The organism is Actinomadura craniellae, assembly GCF_003289645.1.
GTDB lineage: Bacteria > Actinomycetota > Actinomycetes > Streptosporangiales > Streptosporangiaceae > Actinomadura_D > Actinomadura_D craniellae.
The window spans coordinates 20,343-37,685 of sequence record NZ_QLYX01000022.1; the positions used below are offsets into that span (position 1 = coordinate 20,343).

Sequence of the window (17,343 nt, forward strand, 5' to 3'; positions counted from 1 at the left end):
GAAAATGTCCTGTTTTGTGATGTGCAGATGGGTCGCCATCAAAAAGGAAGGATCAGTAGCGTCGCCGGGTCAGGCCATAAACCCGACATTCCCCTCTCCAGGAGGTAACAGTGCGGCGAGTCCTCCTCGCGCTCACCGGCGGCGTCACCGCGATCGCGCTGGCGATCCCCGCGTACACGGCCCAGGCCCAGTCCCGGGCTCCGGCGGAAACCGGGGAAACCCGGGAATACGTCGTCCTCTACAAGGAGGGCGCCCCGCTCAAGCAGGCCCGGGCCGACATCAAGGCCGCCGGTGGCACGATCGTCACCGAGAACACCGCGGTCGGCGTCGCCACGGTCCGCACGGCCAACGTGCGGTTCGTCACCGACGCCGGACGGCGGGCCGCGCTCGCCGGCGCGGCGGCCAACCGGACCATCGGCCACGCCCCCAGGGCCGCCCAGGTCACGCGCAAGCGCCAGACGGTCGAGAAGGAGGGCCGCGGCACGCACGGCCGGCTCCCCGGCCTGCCGGGCAAGGGCGAGGAACCCCTCGCCCCGCTGCAGTGGAACATGCGGCAGATCGGCGCCACCACCACCGGTTCCTACCGGGTGGAGCCGGGTGACCGGCGCGTCCTCGTCGGCGTCCTCGACACCGGCATCGACGCCTCGCACCCCGACATCGCGCCCAACTTCAACCGCGCGCTCAGCCGCAACTTCACCACCGACATCCCGGTGGACGCCAACGGCGCCACGGTCGACGGGCCGTGCGAGACCCCGAACTGCGTCGACCCGCCGGACGTGGACGAGAGCGACCACGGCACGCACGTCGCCGCCACGATCGCCGCGCCGCGCAACGGCCTCGGCATCGCCGGCGTCGCGCCGAACGTCTCGCTGGTCAACCTGCGCGCCGGCCAGGACTCCGGCTACTTCTTCCTCCAGCCGTCGATCGACGCGCTGACCTACGCCGGCGACCACGGCATCGACGTGGTCAACATGAGCTACTACATCGACCCGTGGCTGTTCAACTGCACGGCCAACCCGGCCGACTCGCCGGCTGACCAGGCCGAGCAGCGCGTCATCATCCAGGCCGCGCAGCGGGCCCTCGACTACGCCCGCGGCCGCGGGGTGACGCTGATCGCCGCGGCGGGCAACGAGGCGACGGACTACACCAAGCCGTACACCGACACCTCCAGCCCGGACTTCGCCTCCGAGCCCGGTGAGGCGCCGCGCTCCCGGCAGGTCACGCCGAGTTGCTTCTCCATGCCGTCCGAGGGCAAGGGCGTCATTCCCGTCTCCGCCACCGGTATCAGCGGGCGCAAGGCGTACTACTCCAGCTTCGGCAAGGGCTACGTGTCCGTGGCCGCGCCCGGCGGCGACAAGTACGACACCCCCGACAACCGGGCCGACGACGCCCGGGGCATCTGGGCCGCCTACCCCGAGCGGCTGGCCCGGGCGCGCGGCGAGCTGAACGCTGACGGCACGCCGAAGGTCTCCTACGTGGTCCGCAGCTGCAAGGGCACCACCTGCGCCTACTACCAGTCGCTCCAGGGCACCTCGATGGCCGCGCCGCACGCGGCCGGCGTCGCCGCCCTGATCGTCAGCAGGTACGGGCGGCCCAGCAAGGACGGGCTGTCCCTCGACCCGCGGCTGACCGAGGCGATCCTCCGCGGCACCGCCGCGAGCCGGCCCTGCCCGCCCGGCGGCAACTACACCTACACCCGGCAGGTGAAGCAGGCCGACGGTTCCTACCAGACGGTCACCACGACCCACACCTGCGAGGGTCCGCGGGTCGGCAACGGCTTCTACGGCAACGGCATCATCAACGCCCTCGCCGCGGTGCACGCCGCCCGGCACTGACCGGCCGCAGGAGCACAACGGCCCCCGCACCCTCCTCTCGGTGCGGGGGCCGTCGCGGTCTAACCGGCGGACGGCTCCGCGTGGTCCTGCATCCAGGTGTGCACGAGCAGCATCATCTCCAGCCGGATCTCGGGATCCTCCAGATCGAAGTCGAAGAGCTTGTGCAGCTGGCCCAGGCGGTAGCGGACGGTCTGCGGGTGCACGCACAGCGCGGTGGCCGCGTCGGTGGCGTTGAACCCGTTCTTGAGACATTCCAGCAGGGTCGCGGCCAGCCGCGGCCCCTGCCGGGGGCCCGCGTCGGTGAGCGGCGCCAGCCGCCGGCTCGCGACCATGCGGGCCAGGTCACGCCCCTCCTGCAACAGCAGGCCGGGCAGGTACTCCTCGGCGCGCACCAGGAACGCCAGGCGCGAGGGGTCGCGCGCGGGGATGGTGCCCTCGGCGACCAGGTCGAGGGCTCGCCGCGCCCAGCGCAGCGAGACCCTTGCCTCCTCCGGCGGGGCCGTCGGCCCCACCGCCCCGGTCCATCCGGCGAGGGTGACGGAGAGCCGTTCGGCCTGGCCGGGCCCGTCCGGGTCGGGCATGATCACGCAGTGCTGGCCGCGGTCGACGCCGACCAGCCAGGAGGGCGGCAGCCCGGTGGGGCCGACCCCGCCGCCGCCCGGGCGGGGCTGGAGCAGGATCACCGCCAGCCGTTTGGGCATCGGCCAGCCGGCCAGGGAGACCTGTTCGGCGATCACTTCCGGGAGGACGGCCGGCTCGGCCAGCAGCAGGCTCAGCAGCCGGGCGCGCCGCTGCTCGCGCTCACCGGCGGTCTTCTCCCGCGCCCGGGCGTAGCCCTGCGCGGCGGCCGAGGCGAGCTGGTCGAGGTAGGCGAAGTTCACCTCGGCCAGCAGGCTGATCAGCGCCCGGGGCTTGCCCAGCCGCTCGCCCTCCACCGACAGGTACCGCCAGCCGATCCGGGAGGAGATCCGCATGGCGTTCTGCAGGTGTTCCAGGCCGCGTCCCTCGATGGCCTCGCCGTAGCCGACGTCGAAGAACATCTGGTGCACTTCGTCCCAGGAGGTTTCGGGGTCGGCGATCATCTGCACGAAGTGCTCCATCGCGCGGGCGGTCGCCGCCCGGGCCACCTGGACGTAGATCTCGTCGGCCCGGGCGTACTCCGGCACGTGCCGGAGTACGCCCGCCACCATGACCTCGTTCAGGTGCGGCAGATGCGGCCGCATCCACCGTGCCTCCTCTGGCGGTACCTCGCGCCAGGGCTGCTCGGACAGGGTTTCGTGCGCGGAGTTGTCGCGACCGGTGCCGTGGTGGTCCACTGCTGTCAAGACGACGCCTCCCACGAACAAAACACCAGATTCTCCACCTGAGACTCTAGTGTGACTCAGCACACTAAATCTGTGACTATCACTCCAAGGTCGTTTTGTCACGGTCGTACAACCCGGGAACCCGGGCCGGCGCTTACCCGACGCCGAGCAGTTCCTTCACCGGTTCGAGGGCGAAGTACACCACGAACAGGGCGGCGATCAGCCACATCAGCGGGTGGATCTCGGCGAACCTGCGGCGAGCCGCCTTGATCACCACATAGCCGATGAAGCCCGCCCCGATCCCCGCGGTGATCGAGTAGGTGAAGGGCATCAGCACGATCGTGAGGAACGCCGGGATCGCGATGTCGTGGTCACCGAAGTCGATGTGCCGGATCTGGGCCATCATCAGGAAACCGACCACGACGAGCGCCGGGCTCGCCGCCTCGAACGGCACGATCGTCACCAGCGGCGCGAAGAACATCGCGACCAGGAACAGGACCCCGGTCACCACGCTGGCCAGGCCGGTGCGCGCCCCCTCGGCGACGCCCGCGGCCGACTCGATGTAGGTGGTGTTGGACGATACCGACCCGGCACCGCCGGCCGCCGCGCCCACGGAGTCGACGAGCAGCACGTTCCGCACGCCCGGCAGGTTGCCCTTCTCGTCGAGCATCTTGCCCTCGGTGCCGACCCCGACGACGGTGCCCATGGTGTCGAAGAAGTCCGCCAGCATGACCGTGAACACGAACAGCAGCGCCGCCACCACGCCGGCCCGCTCGAAGCTGCCGAACAGGCTGAAGTCACCGATCAGCCGCAGGTCGGGGCTGCCGATCACGTCGCCGGGCAGCTCGGGCACGTTGAGCTGCCACCCGTCGGGGTTGATGACGGGCTTGCCGTCGGGACCGGGACCGGCGTTGTAGGGGCCGACCTTCGCGATCCACTCCACCAGGATCGCGAAGACGGTGGTGGCCACGATGCCGATCAGAATCGCGCCCTTGACCCGCAGCGCCACCAGCAGGACGGTCAGCAGCAGCCCGACGACGAAGACCAGCGTCGGCCAGCCGGAGAGGCTGCCGGTCGCGCCCAGTTGGAGCGGCACCGCCGCCTCCCCCACGGCACCCGGGATGCGCCGGACGAACCCGGCGTCGACGAAGCCGATCAGCGCGATGAACAGGCCGATGCCCACGGCGATGGCGGCCTTGAGCCCCATCGGGATGGCGTGGAAGACCGCCACCCGGAACCCGGTCAGCACGAGCACCGCGATGACCAGGCCCTCCAGCACGACGATGCCCATGGCGTCTTCCCAGGACATGCCGCTGGCGATGCCGAATGCGACGACCGCGTTGAGGCCGAGCCCGGCCGCCATCGCGAAGGGATACCGGCCGATCACCCCCATCGCGATCGTCAGCAACCCCGCGACCAGGGCGGTGGCCGCGGCCACCAGGGGGATGCTCGCCCCGGGCTGGGTCAGGTCGCCGAGGAACTGGCCGTCCCGGTCCGCGACCGTGCCGATGATCAATGGGTTGAGGACCACGATGTAGGCCATCGTGAAGAACGTGGCCAGCCCGCCCCGCACCTCGCGGGACACGGTGGAGCCGCGTTCGGAAATCTTGAAGTACCTGTCCAGGCCGCCGGAGGGAGGACGGCTCTCCACCGTCTCCGCCGTCTTTTCGCTGCTCATGGGCCGCACCTTGACAGAGCTACACACCATTAAAAAGCAGGCTATTAAGCACGAAATAACAACAACTCTGTTATCGCGGTACTCAGCCGACATACGGCACGCGGGTCCGCGCCTCCCGGAGGGCACGCGCCCACCAGGAAAGCTGGTCCAGCGTGGTCTTGACGGCTGCGTTGCAGTCGGCCGTGACCTTGGGCCAGGAGCCGTCGGCCGCGAACTGCTCCCAGTAGCACGGCAGGCTGATGCCATCACGAATGGTCACCGCGTGCAGCTCGCCGAACACCTGGCGGAGCTGGGCGGCGGCGTACCGGCCGCCGGACTCCCGGCCATAGGTGATCAGGGCGACCGGCTTGGCCTTCCACTCGTCGTAGTACCAGTCGATCGCGGTCTTGAGCGGCGCCGGGAACCCGTGGTTGTACTCGGGCGCCACCACCGCGAAGGCGTCGGCGGCGGCCAGCCGGGGGGCCAGCGCCCGCACCGGCTCCGGGACGTCCTCATCATGGTCGGGCAGCGTCTCGGGCAGGCGGGCCTCGGCCAGGTCGACCAGGTCGACGTCCATGTCGGCGCGCCTGCCCGCCTGCGCGGCGAACCAGCCCGCCACGGTCGGGCCGAAGCGGCCCCTGCGGGTGCTGCCGATGATGACCGCCACCCGAAGCGGATTCCCCTCCGACATCTTCCACCTCCGGTGTTCCGTCGTCCTTCGCGACGGATCCACCCTGCCGGGAGCCGCTTACCGTTTCTTTACGGCCGATCACCCGGTTCGCACCGTTCACCATCGGGTGAACCCAAATGGGGTTATGGTGCGGCTCATGCGTTTCGGGGTGCTTGGGCCGCTGGCCGTGTGGACCGACGACGACCGGCCTGTCCCCGTCCCAGGAGTGAAGGTCCGCGCCCTGCTCGCCGACCTGCTGGCGCACGAGGGCCGCCCGGTGCCGGCCGACCGGCTCATCGACGACCTGTGGGGCGAGGCGCTGCCCGGCAACCCGCCCGGCGCCCTGTCGGCCAAGGTCTCGCAGCTGCGCCGGGTCCTGGAGGACGCCGAACCCGGCGCCCGGGCGCTGGTGGCGACCCGCCCGGCGGGCTACCTCCTGCAGGTCGAGGGCGACCGGGTGGACGCGCACCGGTTCCGCTCCCTGGTCGCCCGGGCGCGGGAGACCGCGGGCCCCGCGGACCGGGCGGCGGTGCTGGCCGAGGCGCTGGCGCTGTGGCGCGGCCCGGCGCTCCCCGACTTCGCCGACGAGCCGTTCGCCCAGGCCGTGATCGCCCGGCTGGAGGAGCTGCGGCTCACCACCCTGGAGGACCACGCCGAGGTCCGGCTCGCCCTCGGCGAGCACGGCGTCCTGGCCGGAGAGCTCGGCGACCTGCTGGCCGCGCACCCGTTCCGGGAACGGCTGCGCGCCGCGCACCTGCGCGCCCTCTACCGGGCCGGCCGGCCGAGCGAGGCGCTGGAGAGCTACGAGCGGCTGCGCACCGAACTGGCCGACGAGCTGGGCCTGGACCCGGGGCCCGAGCTGGCCGCCCTGCACCAGGCGATCCTGACGCAGGACCCCGCGCTGGACGCCCCGGCCGCGGGGGCCCGCCCCCGCACCAACCTGCACGCGCCGGCGTCCCCGCTGATCGGCCGGGACGACGCCGTCACCGAGATCTGCGCCCGGCTGGCGGCGGAGGCGACCGGCCGGCTGGTCACGCTCACCGGGCCGGGCGGGGTGGGCAAGACCCGCCTCGCGGTGGAGGCGGCCGGCCGGCTGGCCGACGGCTTCCCCGACGGGGTGTGGCTGGTCGAGCTCGCCGCGCTCGACCGCGCGGCCGTCCGGCAGCCCGCGGGGGCGCTGACCGACCTGGTGATGCGGGTGCTGGACGTCCGGGACGCCCCCGGCGGCTCCGGCTCCCCCGTCGACCGGCTCGCCACGGCGCTGGCCGCCCGGCGGACGCTGCTGGTGCTGGACAACTGCGAGCACATCGTCGAGCCCGTCGCGGAGCTGGTGGCGGCGCTGCTGCGCGCCGCGCCAGGGCTGCGCGTGCTGGCCACCAGCCGGGAACCGCTCGGGCCGTCCGGCGAGGTGGTCTGGAACGTCCCGCCGCTGGAGGTGCCCGGCCGCGACGCCGCCCTCCCGGAACTGGAGCGCACCGCCGCGGTGCGGCTGTTCGCCGACCGTGCCGCCGCCGCGGCGCGCGGGTTCCGGCTCGACGCCGAGTCCGCGGCGGCGGTCGCCGTGCTCTGCCGGCGGCTGGACGGCATCCCGCTGGCGCTGGAGCTGGCGGCCACCCGGGTGCGGTCGCTCGGCGTGCACGGCCTGGTGGCCCGGCTCGACGACCGGTTCCGGCTGCTGGCCACCGGGCACCGGGGCGCCCCGCCCCGGCAGCGGACCCTGACGGCGATGATCGACTGGAGCTGGGAGCTGCTGCCGGAACCGGAGCGGGCGGTGCTGCGCCGGCTGGCCGTGCACGCCGACGGGTGCACCCTGGAGGCGGCCGAAGCCGTCTGCGCCGGCGACGACCTGCCGGCGGGCGAAGTGCTCGACCTGCTGGTCCGCCTGGTCGACCGCTCCCTGGTGGTCATGGCCGAGCACGGCGACGACGGCCCCCGCGGCCCCCGCTACCGGCTGCTGGAATCGGTGGCCGCCTACTGCGCCGACCGGATGGACGAGCTCGGCGAGCACGACCGGGTCCGCCGCGCCCACCAGGAGTACCACACCGGGCTGGCCGAACGGGCCGAACCGCACCTGCACGGCCACGACCAGGCGCGCTCGCTGCGGCTGCTCGACGCCGAGTCCGCCAACCTGCGCACCGCGCTGGACGGCGCGGTGGCCGGCCGGGACGCCGGCCTGGCGCTGCGCCTGGGAAACGCCCTGACCTGGTACTGGTTCCTGCGCGGCCGGCTGGCGGAGGGCCTGCGCTCCCTGGACGCGGCGCTGGCCCTGGACGGCGGCCCCGCCGAGCATCGCGCCCGGGCGCTGGCCTGGCGGACCGGTCTCGGCGTCCTGCAGGGCGACACCGCCGGCTGGCCCGCCCGGCGGGCGGCCGCGCTGCGGGCGCTCGACGGCGTCGCCGACCCCGCCGTCCGGACCCGGGCCCAGTGGTTCCTGGCCTACACCGGAGTCGAGGTCGACGGCTTCGCGCCGACCGACGACCTGCTGGACCGGGTGATGGCCGGGTTCCAGGCGGCCGGCGACCGCTGGGGGGAGGCCGCCACCCGCATCGTCCGGGCCCAGCACGCGCACTTCCGGAGCGACACCGCGGCGCTCGAACGCGAGAGCGAGCGGGCCGCCCGGCTGTTCGGCGGCCTCGGCGACCGCTGGGGGCAGCTCCAGGCCGCGGAGTGGCTCGCCGCCCACGCGGAGCTGACCGGCGACCACGAGCGGGCCGCCCGGTTGCAGCGCGAGGGGCTGCGCATGGCCGAGGACCTGCGGCTGTGGCCGGACGTCGCGATGCGGCTGGCCTGGCTCGGCTGGACCTCGATGATGCTGCGCGCCTACCCGCGGGCCCGGGAGTACTCCGAGCGGGCGCTGCGGATGGCCACCGAGCAGGGCCACCGGTCGATCGGCTGGCTCGCCGAGTTCACCCTCGCGTCCGTCACCCTGCGGGAGGGCGACCTCGACACCGCCGAGACGTGCCTGCGCGCCCTGCTGCGGGCGGCGGCACCGTGGGAGACGACAGGCGACGGGGACGACGACGCCCCGGCGCCGCACACGTCGATGATCCAGGTGCCGCTCGGTCACCTGGCGGAACTGCGCGGGGACGCGGCCGGGGCGCTGGCCTGCCACCGGGACGCCCTGGCCGGCGCCATCCGGTTCGAGGCGCCCCGGGACTCGGCCGGGGCGCTGGAGGGCCTTGCCGGCGCGCTGAGCCTGGCCGGTCACCAGCACGCCGCCGCCCGGATGCTGGGGGCCGCGACCGGGATACGCCGGTCCCTCGGCCTGGCGCCGAGCCCGCTCGAACGCGAGGACATCGACCGCGCCACCGCCCGGATCCGCGCCGTGCTGGCCGAGGAGGACTTCGCCACCGAGTCCGCCCGTGGCGGTACGCTCTCCCCGGCCGACTGCCTGCGGGAGGTCGAGGGCGTCCGGAGCGCCGGCGCCCGCGGCTGAGGAAACGCTTCTCCGGCACAGTTCTCCGCCCCCGGGAATGGGTGAATACACAGCCCTGTGACGTTCACCGATCGGGAACGGTCCACGTTCGCGACCATGCTGTGATAAAGGCTGGTCAGAACTGGTCGACAACCGATGGCCGGTGCGATTCCAGCGGCCCGGCACCGCCGCCGGCGCCCGAACAAAGATGTGCGACCGCCCGTCCCACTAACGACGTGCGAGCACGAGATAGCGTTTCCGGCGGACAACGGGAAGGAAAAGGCGCGGTGGGGCGACCGGACACGGAGCTGCGTTTCGCCGTACTAGGGCCCGTGCGGGCCTGGCGGGGCACGACCGAACTGGAGCTGGGCGCCCCGCAGCAGCAGGCCATGCTGGCCGCCCTGCTGCTGCGGCGGAACCGGACCGCCTCGGCCGGCGACCTGGTGGACGCCCTGTGGGGCGAGGAGCCACCCGCGCGGGCGACGGGCACACTGCGCACCTACGCGTCCCGGCTGCGCCGCGCCCTGGAGGCCGACCGCTCCCGCCCGGAGATCCTGGTCTCCGCGGGGGACGGCTACGCCCTGCGGGTTCCCGCGAACGCCCTGGACTCCGCCGTCTTCGAGGAGCACGTGGCCGCGGCCGCCCGCGCCCGCGCCGGCGGCGACCCGGCGGCGGCGGTCGATCTGCTGCGCGCGGCCGACGGGATGTGGGCGGGCACCCCGCTGGCCGGCCTGCCCGGCCCGTACGCCGAGGCGCAGCGGATCCGGCTCGGCGAGCGGCGGCTGGCCGCCCTGCGCACCCGCCTGGAGACGGAGCTGGAGCTCGGCCGGCACACCACGGTCGTCGAGGAGCTGACCGCGCTGGTCGACGAGCACCCGCTGCACGAGCCGCTGCGCCGGCTGCTGATGCTGGCGCTGTACCGCGGCGGGCGGCGGGCCGAGGCGCTCGGGGTGTTCTCCGCCGCCGAGCGGGTGCTGGGCGAGGAGCTGGGCGTCGGCCCGGACCCCGAACTGGCCGACCTGCACCGGCGGATCCTGCGGGGCGACCCGGGGCTGGCCGCGCCGGCCCGGCCCGCCGGGCCGCCCGGGCTCCCCGCGCCGCCGCCCGCGCCGCCGGCCCAGCTCCCCTCCGACGTCCCGGACTTCACCGGCCGGGCGGAGATCGCCGCACGGCTGCGCGCCGACCTGGCGGCCGGCCCGGGCGAAGGCTCCCAGGCGACCCGGACGGTCCTGCTCTCCGGGATCGGCGGGGTGGGCAAATCCGCGCTCGCCGTGCACGTCGCGCACGCGGTGCGCGACCACTTCCCCGACGGGCAGCTCTACACCGACCTGCGCGGCGCGGGCGACGACCCCGCCGACCCGGCCGAGGTCCTCGCCGGGTTCCTGCGCGCGCTTGGGGTCGCCGAGACCACAATCCCCGCCGGCCGTCAGGAACGCGCGGCCCTGTTCCGCTCCCGGCTGGCCGGCCGGCGGGTCCTGGTGCTGCTGGACGACGCGCGCGACGCCGCCCAGGTGCGCCCGCTGCTGCCCGGGACGCCGTCGTGCGCGGTCCTGGTGACCGGCCGGGCCCGGACGACCGGGCTGGCCCTCTCCCGGCAGGTGGACCTGGACGCGCTGGCCCCCGGCGAGGCGGTCGCGCTGCTCGCCCGGATCGCGGGCGCCGACCGGGTGGCGGCCGAGCCGGACGCGGCCGGGCAGGTGGCGGCGGCCTGCGGTTTCCTCCCGCTGGCGGTGCGGATCGCCGCCGCCCGGCTCGCCGCGCGGCCCGCCTGGCGGCTGGCCCGGTTCGCCGAACGGCTGGCGCGGGAGCGGAACCGGCTCGCCGAGCTGCGGGCCGGCGACCTGGCCGTGACCGCGTCCTTCCGGCTCGGCTACGACCAGCTCGCCCCCGACCTGGCGCGGGCGTTCCGGCTGCTGGCCCTGCCGGAGGGCCCCGGGATCTCGCTGCCCGCCGCGGCGGCCCTGCTCGACCTGCCCGCCGACGACGCCGGGATCCTGGTGGAGTCGCTGGTCGATCTGGGGTTGCTGGAATCGTCGCAGCCCGACCGCTACCGCTACCACGACCTGCTCCGGCTGTTCGCCCGCACGCTGGCCGAGGAGGAGGACGGGCCGGCCGGCCGGCGCGCCGCCCTCGACCGGCTGGTGCACCACCACCTGGTGGCGGCGACGGCGCTCTACCAGCTCCTCCGTCCCAGCCGGCTCTTCCCGGCGGTGCCGGCCGCGCCCTGGCGGACGCCGCCGTTCTCCGACCTGGACGGCGCGGTGGCGTGGGCCGTCCACGAGCACGCCTCGGTGCTGGCGGTGGCCCGGCAGGCGATCAACGACCCGGACGGCCCGCTGGAGGCCGTCACCGAGCTGGTCCTGGTCATGGTCCAGCTCATCGACCTCGGCATGGGGGTGTCCGAGCTGCACGAGCTGGCGGACGCGACGGTCCTCGCCGCCCACCGGGCCGGGCACGCGCACGGCGAGGCACGGGCCCGCTACACACTCTTCTGGACCCTCTGGGAGCTGCGCCGGGAGGAGGAGGCGCGGGCCGAGCTGCACCGGGTGACGGCGCTCAGCACGGCCACCGGCCAGTGGAAGGCGCTGGCCCCGGCGTTCATCATCCGGGCCGTGACCTCCGTCCACCGGGACCGGGCGGGCGAGGCCAGCGGCCGGTGCGACGAGGCCACGGCGATGGTCGCCGCGCTCGGCGTGCGGGCGTCCGTGGCGTTCCTCTCCAGCCTGGTGCTCATGGCGTCCCATACCGAACCGGGACGGATCCGGCACGCCCGGTACGGGAACCTGCCGGGCGAGGAGCTCTCCCGGGAGCTGTGGACCGTCGTCGGCTGGACGCACATGGTCTACGTCCGCGCCCGGGCCCTGCACCCGCCCGCGGGGCGCGACGGGTTCCGCACCATGCTGGACATCCTGGAGGCGCGCGACCGCACGCCGGAGTCCATGGCCGGCATCGCCGCGCTGCACCGGGTGACCGAACTGGCGGGCAGCACGACCCAGCTGGCCGAGGAGTCCCTGCACGTCTCCGGCGCGGTGGACCTGGAGCAGCGCCGGGCCCGGCTGCTGACCGTCCTCGGCCGGTTCCTGGCCGGCATCCGCGCCTACCCCGACAACGACATCTGCCTGCAGATGGCGCTGGACACGCTCGACCGGATCGGGTCCCCCGCCGGGACCGCGGGGGTGCGCGCCCTGCTCGGCGAGCGGCCGGCGCTCACCGGCTGACGCCCCGGAGGGGCGGGCCCGGCGGCAGGGGACCTGGCCGCCGGGCCCGCAAGGGACGTCCCGGCCGGTGCCGGATGACCAGGACGCCCCGCTCGGACGCCGCCCACCCCGCCGGCGGGCATCAGATGTACCCCTCACGGATGGCGTAGGCGACCGCATGTGCCCGGTTGCGCAGGTGCAGCCGGTTGGTCAGGCCGTGCAGCACGTTCTTCACGGTGCGCTCGGAGTAGGCGAGCTTCGCGGCGATCTCGGCGGTGTCCAGGCCCTCGGCGACCAGTTCGAGCACCTCCCGCTCCCGCTCGGCCAGGCCGGAGGAGGTGAAGCCCTGGGCGTGCAGGACGCCACGCTGGATCCGCCCGATCTGTTTCAGGAGGCGTCCCAGCAGGTCGGGCGGCAGATCCCCGTTACCGCGGGCCGCGGCGACGATCGCCCGGGTGATGCCGTCGGCGCCGGCCTCGTGCCGCCACAGGATGGCCGCGACACCGCCCTCCACCGCGTCCAGCAGTTGCGCCTCCTTGATCTGCGAGACGATCAGGACGCCGCGGGCGCGGCCGGACCGCGCGCACCGTTTCACGGTGGCCATGGTCTGGGCGTCGGCCGTCTCGGCGACGATCACGGCCACGGCGGCGGCCTCGGCCGTGTCGACGAGGGCCAGCTCGGGGCGGCCGCGCAGGCCGCTGACGACTCCCGCCATCGAGATCGGGTCGGGGGCGTGCACCACCACCGGGATTCTGTTCATCGTCCTCCGGTCCCACGGCTCGTCGTGGACGGTACTGACCCGGGCGCCTCGTCCGGGGCAAAGCCGATCGACTGGATTCGGGCGCCCGCCGGACGCCCCACCCGCAACCGATGATGCCGGCCCGCGATCAACAGCCGATTGACGCGGGATCAACGGCCCGCCCGTACCGGCGCACGCGATCCGAGGTCGGCCGGAGGATCGGTCGGCCGGGACCCTCGGGCCTCAGCCGGTTTCGGTCATCCGCCGCAGCAGGCGGCGGGCGGCCAGGCCGCCGGTGTCGATGTTGATGCTGAGCTCCTGGTAGCCCGGGGGCTCGGCGGCGATGACCCGCTCCAGCAGGTTCAGCGCCGTCACGTCCTGCAGGACCACGGTCCGGTTGCTCTCGGCGAGGAACCGCGAGACGTCCGCGTCGTCGAGCGCGAAGTCACGGGCGACCATCCAGAAGTCGTGCGTGGTGGTCTCGGTCTCCGGGGTGATGGCGTAGACGATCTCGGCGTGGCAGGCACCGGAGTCGTCCCCGTCCGGGCCCGGCTCCACCCCGGTGGGGGCGATCCGGCTGTGCAGCAGGTAGAGGCACGGCGGGTGGTACTCGATGTCCTGCCAGCGGTCGATGCGCCCGGTGATGCCGGTGGACTCGGCGTAGAAGGGCGGGCATTCGACGTCCTTCATCCGGCGGCGCACGTGCACCACCGCGGCGTCCTCGTCGACCTCGGTGGTGATGGGTGTCTGCGCCACCTCCGGCGTACCGATGTACCCGGCGTGCAGGTAGGTCTCGTGGGACAGGTCGAGCAGGTTGTCCACCAGCAGTTCGTAGCGGGCCGCGAGCGGTTCCATCCCGCGCACGGTGGTGTAGCCGGGCGAGTCCAGCCACGGGGCGCGCGGGATCGCCGCCGGGTCGGCCGACCCGGCGTCCCCGATCCACAGCCAGACCAGCGAGTCCTGCTCCACCACGGGGTAGGCGGGGACCCGCGCGGTCCGCGGGATGCGGGTCTGGCCCGGGACGGCCACGCAGGAGCCGTCGGGGTCGTAGGTGAAGCCGTGGTACCCGCAGACGATCCGGTCGCCCTCCCGGTGGCTCGCCGACAGCGGGAACCGCCGGTGCACGCAGCGGTCGGCCAGGGCGACCGCGGCTCCGGCGGAGGTCCGGTAGAGGACGACCGGCTCGCCGCAGATCGTCCGGGCGAGCAGGCCGTCGCCCACCTCCTCGCCGTAGGCGGCGACGTACCACTGATTGCGCGCAAAGCCCATGGCCGCGAACTCCTGGTGTCGATCGGACGCGTGCGCCGACTCTCACCCGGCCGCACGACCCCGGAAACCCCCCATTCCGTCTGCTGGAAAGCCCGCGCGTTTCGGGAAAGGCGCGCGGGTAGGGGGACGTGGCATCCCAGCGGGAGCCCAGGGGGGAGGGGCACGCGATGAGCGAAGACCACCATGGAGCCGGCGACAGGCCCGGCGACCGGGACGCCTTCGAGGAGTTCCTCTCCCGCTTCTTCGGCGCCGAGACACCGCGCCGCCCGGTGGAGCGGATCAACATCGCCCGGCTGATGAGCGAGCCCGCCCGGGAGCTGGTGCGCGACGCGGCGGGCCGGGCCGCCGAGCGGGGCAGCCCCGACCTGGACACCGACCACCTGCTGTGGGCCGCCACCCGGCAGAAGGGCACCCGGCACCTGCTCGCCCGGGCGGGGGGCGACCCCGACGAGCTCGCCCGCCGGGTCGAGGCCGACGCCCCGCCGGGGACGGCCCGGGAGACGCCGCCCGAGCTCACCCCGTCGGCCAAGCGCGCGCTGCTGGACGCCTACCAGATCTCCCGGGCGCTGGACTCGTCCTACGTCGGCCCCGAGCACCTGCTGTTCGCGCTGGCCGTCAACCGCGAGTCGGCGGCCGGGCGGCTGCTCGCCGCGGCGCGCATCACCCCCGAGACGCTGCGGAACGCGGCGGCCGGCGGCGGGGGCGCGGGGGGCGGCCGTCCCCCGTCGAGCACGCCGACGCTGGACGAGTACGGGCGCGACCTCAGCGAGCTGGCCCGCGAGGGCAAGGTCGACCCGGTGATCGGCCGGGACGAGGAGATCGAGCAGACCATCGAGGTGCTCTCCAGGCGGACGAAGAACAACCCGGTGCTCATCGGCGACCCGGGCGTGGGCAAGACGGCGATCGCCGAGGGGCTCGCCCAGCGCATCGTGGACGGCGAGGTGCCGCAGATCCTGCGGGACAAGCGGCTCGTCCAGCTCGACCTGGCGGGGCTCGTCGCCGGCACCCGGTACCGCGGCGATTTCGAGGAGCGGATGAAGAAGATCATCGACGAGATCAGCGCGCACGGCGACGAGCTCGTCGTCTTCGTCGACGAGATCCACACCATGGTGACGGCGGGCGGCGCGGAGGGCGCGATGGGCGCCGGCAACATCCTGAAACCCGCGCTGGCCCGCGGCGAGCTGCACGTCGTCGGCGCCACGACCATCGACGAGTACCGCAAGAACGTCGAGCGGGACGCCGCCCTGGAGCGCCGGTTCCAGCCCATCCTCGTCTCCGAGCCGAGCGAGGAGGACAGCATCGAGATCCTGCGCGGGCTGCGCGACCGCTACGAGGCGCACCACCAGGTGCGTTTCACCGACGAGGCGCTGGTGGCGGCGGTCGAGCTGTCCAGCCGCTACCTGACCGACCGGTTCCTGCCGGACAAGGCGATCGACCTGATCGACCAGTCCGGCGCCCGCGTCCGGCTCCGCGTCGGGGTCCCCGGGCGCGACGTCCGCGAGCTCCAGCAGCGGCTGGAGCGCCGCCGCCGGGAGAAGGACCAGGCCATCGCGGCCGAGGACTTCGAGAAGGCGGCCGACCTCCGCGACGAGATCGTCGAGCTGGAGAAGGGCCGCGGCGGGTCGGGCGGGAGCACGGTCGTGCCCCAGGTCACCCCCGAGGACATCGCCGAGGTGGTGTCCCGGCTCACCGGGATCCCCGCCGCCCGGCTCACCGAGGAGGAGCGCGCCCGGCTGCTCCGGCTGGAGGAGCACCTGCACGAGCGGGTGGTGGGGCAGGACGAGGCGGTGTCGGCGGTCGCCGAGGCCGTCCGCCGGTCCCGCGCCGGGCTGGGCGATCCCGACCGGCCCATCGGCGGCTTCCTGTTCCTGGGGCCCACCGGGGTGGGCAAGACCGAGCTGGCCCGGGCGCTCGCCGACGCGCTGTTCGGCAGCGACGAGCGCATGATCCGCTTCGACATGAGCGAGTTCCAGGAGCGGCACACCGTGAGCCGGCTGATGGGCGCGCCGCCCGGGTACGTCGGCTACGAGGAGGCCGGCCAGCTCACCGAGGCCGTCCGGCGGCGCCCCTACTCGGTGCTGCTGCTGGACGAGATCGAGAAGGCCCATCCGGACGTGTTCAACGTCCTGCTGCAGTTGCTCGACGACGGCCGCCTCACCGACGCCCAGGGCCGTACCGTCGACTTCCGCAACACCGTGGTCATCATGACCAGCAACCTCGGTTCGGACGCCGTCTCCGGCAGCCTCGCCCTGGGCTTCCGGACCGGCGAGGAGGCCGACTCGCTCCGCGACCAGGTGATGCGGCGGCTGCGGGAGTCCTTCCGGCCGGAGTTCCTGAACCGGATCGACGAGATCATCGTCTTCCGCCGGCTGGAGCCCGAGCAGCTCCACCAGATCACCGACCTGATGCTGGAGGAGACCCGGCGCCGGATGCGCGCCCAGGACCTCACCGTCGAGTTCGAGCCGGCGGCGGTGGACTGGCTGGCCCGGCGCGGCCACCAGCCGGAGTTCGGCGCCCGCCCGCTGCGCCGGATGATCCAGCGGGAGGTCGACAACCGCCTGTCCGCCCTGCTCCTGGGCGGGGAGCTGCACCCGGGCCAGCATGTGGACGTCACGGTGCGCGACGGGAGGCTCGCCTTCGAGGTCACCGGCGGGCCGCCGGAGCAGGCCAAACGATCACCGCGTTTGGGCTGACCCGTTACGGAAAGTGGTTATCCATCACAGGTCGGTCGTGGAGCTCGATCCACGTCTCGTGGGGAGGTCAGAAAGATGATCCCGTCATCGCCCGCCCCGATCATGGGGACCCATGTACCGCTCGCCTCGTACGGCAGTTACGAAGAGGCCCAGCGGGCCGTGGACTCCCTGTCCGACCGCCGGTTCCCCGTCGAGCACACGGTCATCGTGGGGATGGACCTCAAGCTCGTCGAGCGGGTGCTCGGCCGGCTGACCATGCTGCGCGCCGCGTCCCTGGGCGCCGCTTCGGGTCTGTGGTTCGGCCTGCTCATCGGGCTGTTCTTCGCGATCTTCACGCCCGGGCTGCGCAACTCGATCGCCGTGATCCTGTGGGGCCTGTTCTGGGGGCTGGTCGCCGGAGCCCTCTTCGGCCTGGTCGCGCACGCGTTGCAACGCGGCCGCCGGGACTTCCTCTCGCGCAGCGAGATGGTGGCCGACCGCTACGAGGTCCGGGTCACCCCGGACCGCCTGGACGAGGCTCGCCGCATGCTGGAGACCGGCCCGCACTGAGCGAGTCCCGACAGC

At 73.9% G+C, this 17,343-nt stretch carries 10 protein-coding genes; 5 read left to right on the plus strand and 5 right to left on the minus strand.

The annotated features are described in order from the left end of the window. Positions 1 to 110: 110 nt before the first annotated feature. Positions 111 to 1,835: a S8 family serine peptidase gene (locus DPM19_RS32370; protein WP_111871902.1), complete on the plus strand. Its 1,725-nt coding sequence runs from the start codon at positions 111 to 113 to the stop codon at positions 1,833 to 1,835. A 59-nt stretch (positions 1,836 to 1,894) separates the two neighbouring features. Here DPM19_RS32370 and DPM19_RS32375 read toward each other — a convergent pair whose 3' ends face one another. The 3 genes from DPM19_RS32375 to DPM19_RS32385 form a co-directional block, all read right to left on the minus strand. Beyond that, the gene (locus DPM19_RS32375) at positions 1,895 to 3,151 is read right to left on the minus strand and encodes a PucR family transcriptional regulator (protein ID WP_233511055.1); all 1,257 of its coding nucleotides are present in this window, start codon (positions 3,149 to 3,151) and stop codon (positions 1,895 to 1,897) included. 142 nt (positions 3,152 to 3,293) lie between these two features. Continuing rightward, positions 3,294 to 4,817: an NCS2 family permease gene (locus tag DPM19_RS32380; protein ID WP_111871903.1), complete on the minus strand. Its 1,524-nt coding sequence runs from the start codon at positions 4,815 to 4,817 to the stop codon at positions 3,294 to 3,296. 82 nt (positions 4,818 to 4,899) lie between these two features. Next, positions 4,900 to 5,463 (minus strand): NADPH-dependent FMN reductase, encoded by a 564-nt coding sequence (locus DPM19_RS32385; protein ID WP_325050316.1) that lies wholly within the window; start codon positions 5,461 to 5,463, stop codon positions 4,900 to 4,902. 160 nt (positions 5,464 to 5,623) lie between these two features. On the opposite strand from DPM19_RS32385, the gene DPM19_RS32390 reads away from it, so the two are divergent. Then, positions 5,624 to 8,902, plus strand: coding sequence for a BTAD domain-containing putative transcriptional regulator (locus tag DPM19_RS32390; RefSeq protein ID WP_111871966.1), 3,279 nt, complete (start codon positions 5,624 to 5,626; stop codon positions 8,900 to 8,902). A gap of 266 nt (positions 8,903 to 9,168) precedes the next feature. Then, positions 9,169 to 12,099: an AfsR/SARP family transcriptional regulator gene (locus tag DPM19_RS32395; RefSeq protein WP_111871905.1), complete on the plus strand. Its 2,931-nt coding sequence runs from the start codon at positions 9,169 to 9,171 to the stop codon at positions 12,097 to 12,099. 121 nt (positions 12,100 to 12,220) lie between these two features. Here the strand turns inward: DPM19_RS32395 and DPM19_RS32400 are convergent, their stop codons facing one another. Continuing rightward, positions 12,221 to 12,838, minus strand: a complete 618-nt coding sequence (locus DPM19_RS32400; RefSeq protein ID WP_199485403.1) for a helix-turn-helix transcriptional regulator — start codon at positions 12,836 to 12,838, stop codon at positions 12,221 to 12,223. Positions 12,839 to 13,060: 222 nt separating this feature from the next. Then, positions 13,061 to 14,086 carry an aromatic ring-hydroxylating dioxygenase subunit alpha gene (locus tag DPM19_RS32405; protein ID WP_111871906.1) on the minus strand — a complete coding sequence of 342 codons (1,026 nt, stop codon included), beginning with the start codon at positions 14,084 to 14,086 and terminating at the stop codon, positions 13,061 to 13,063. A gap of 167 nt (positions 14,087 to 14,253) precedes the next feature. Between DPM19_RS32405 and DPM19_RS32410 the strand changes: the two genes are divergently transcribed. Both DPM19_RS32410 and DPM19_RS32415 read left to right on the plus strand, forming a co-directional pair. After that, the gene (locus DPM19_RS32410) at positions 14,254 to 16,779 is read left to right on the plus strand and encodes an ATP-dependent Clp protease ATP-binding subunit (protein WP_111871907.1); all 2,526 of its coding nucleotides are present in this window, start codon (positions 14,254 to 14,256) and stop codon (positions 16,777 to 16,779) included. A gap of 75 nt (positions 16,780 to 16,854) precedes the next feature. Further along, a complete protein-coding gene (locus tag DPM19_RS32415; RefSeq protein WP_233511028.1) occupies positions 16,855 to 17,328 on the plus strand; it encodes a general stress protein in 474 nt (157 codons plus the stop codon). Positions 17,329 to 17,343: the final 15 nt, after the last annotated feature.

Excerpts from the sequence above, each read along its gene's own strand:
- DPM19_RS32380 (WP_111871903.1), bottom strand. The coding sequence starts at position 4,817 with ATGAGCAGCGAAAAGACGGCGGAGACGGTGGAGAGCCGTCCTCCCTCC.
- DPM19_RS32390 (WP_111871966.1), top strand. The coding sequence starts at position 5,624 with ATGCGTTTCGGGGTGCTTGGGCCGCTGGCCGTGTGGACCGACGACGAC.
- DPM19_RS32400 (WP_199485403.1), bottom strand. The coding sequence starts at position 12,838 with ATGAACAGAATCCCGGTGGTGGTGCACGCCCCCGACCCGATCTCGATG.
- DPM19_RS32405 (WP_111871906.1), bottom strand. The coding sequence starts at position 14,086 with ATGGGCTTTGCGCGCAATCAGTGGTACGTCGCCGCCTACGGCGAGGAG.
- DPM19_RS32410 (WP_111871907.1), top strand. The coding sequence starts at position 14,254 with ATGAGCGAAGACCACCATGGAGCCGGCGACAGGCCCGGCGACCGGGAC.
- DPM19_RS32415 (WP_233511028.1), top strand. The coding sequence starts at position 16,855 with ATGATCCCGTCATCGCCCGCCCCGATCATGGGGACCCATGTACCGCTC.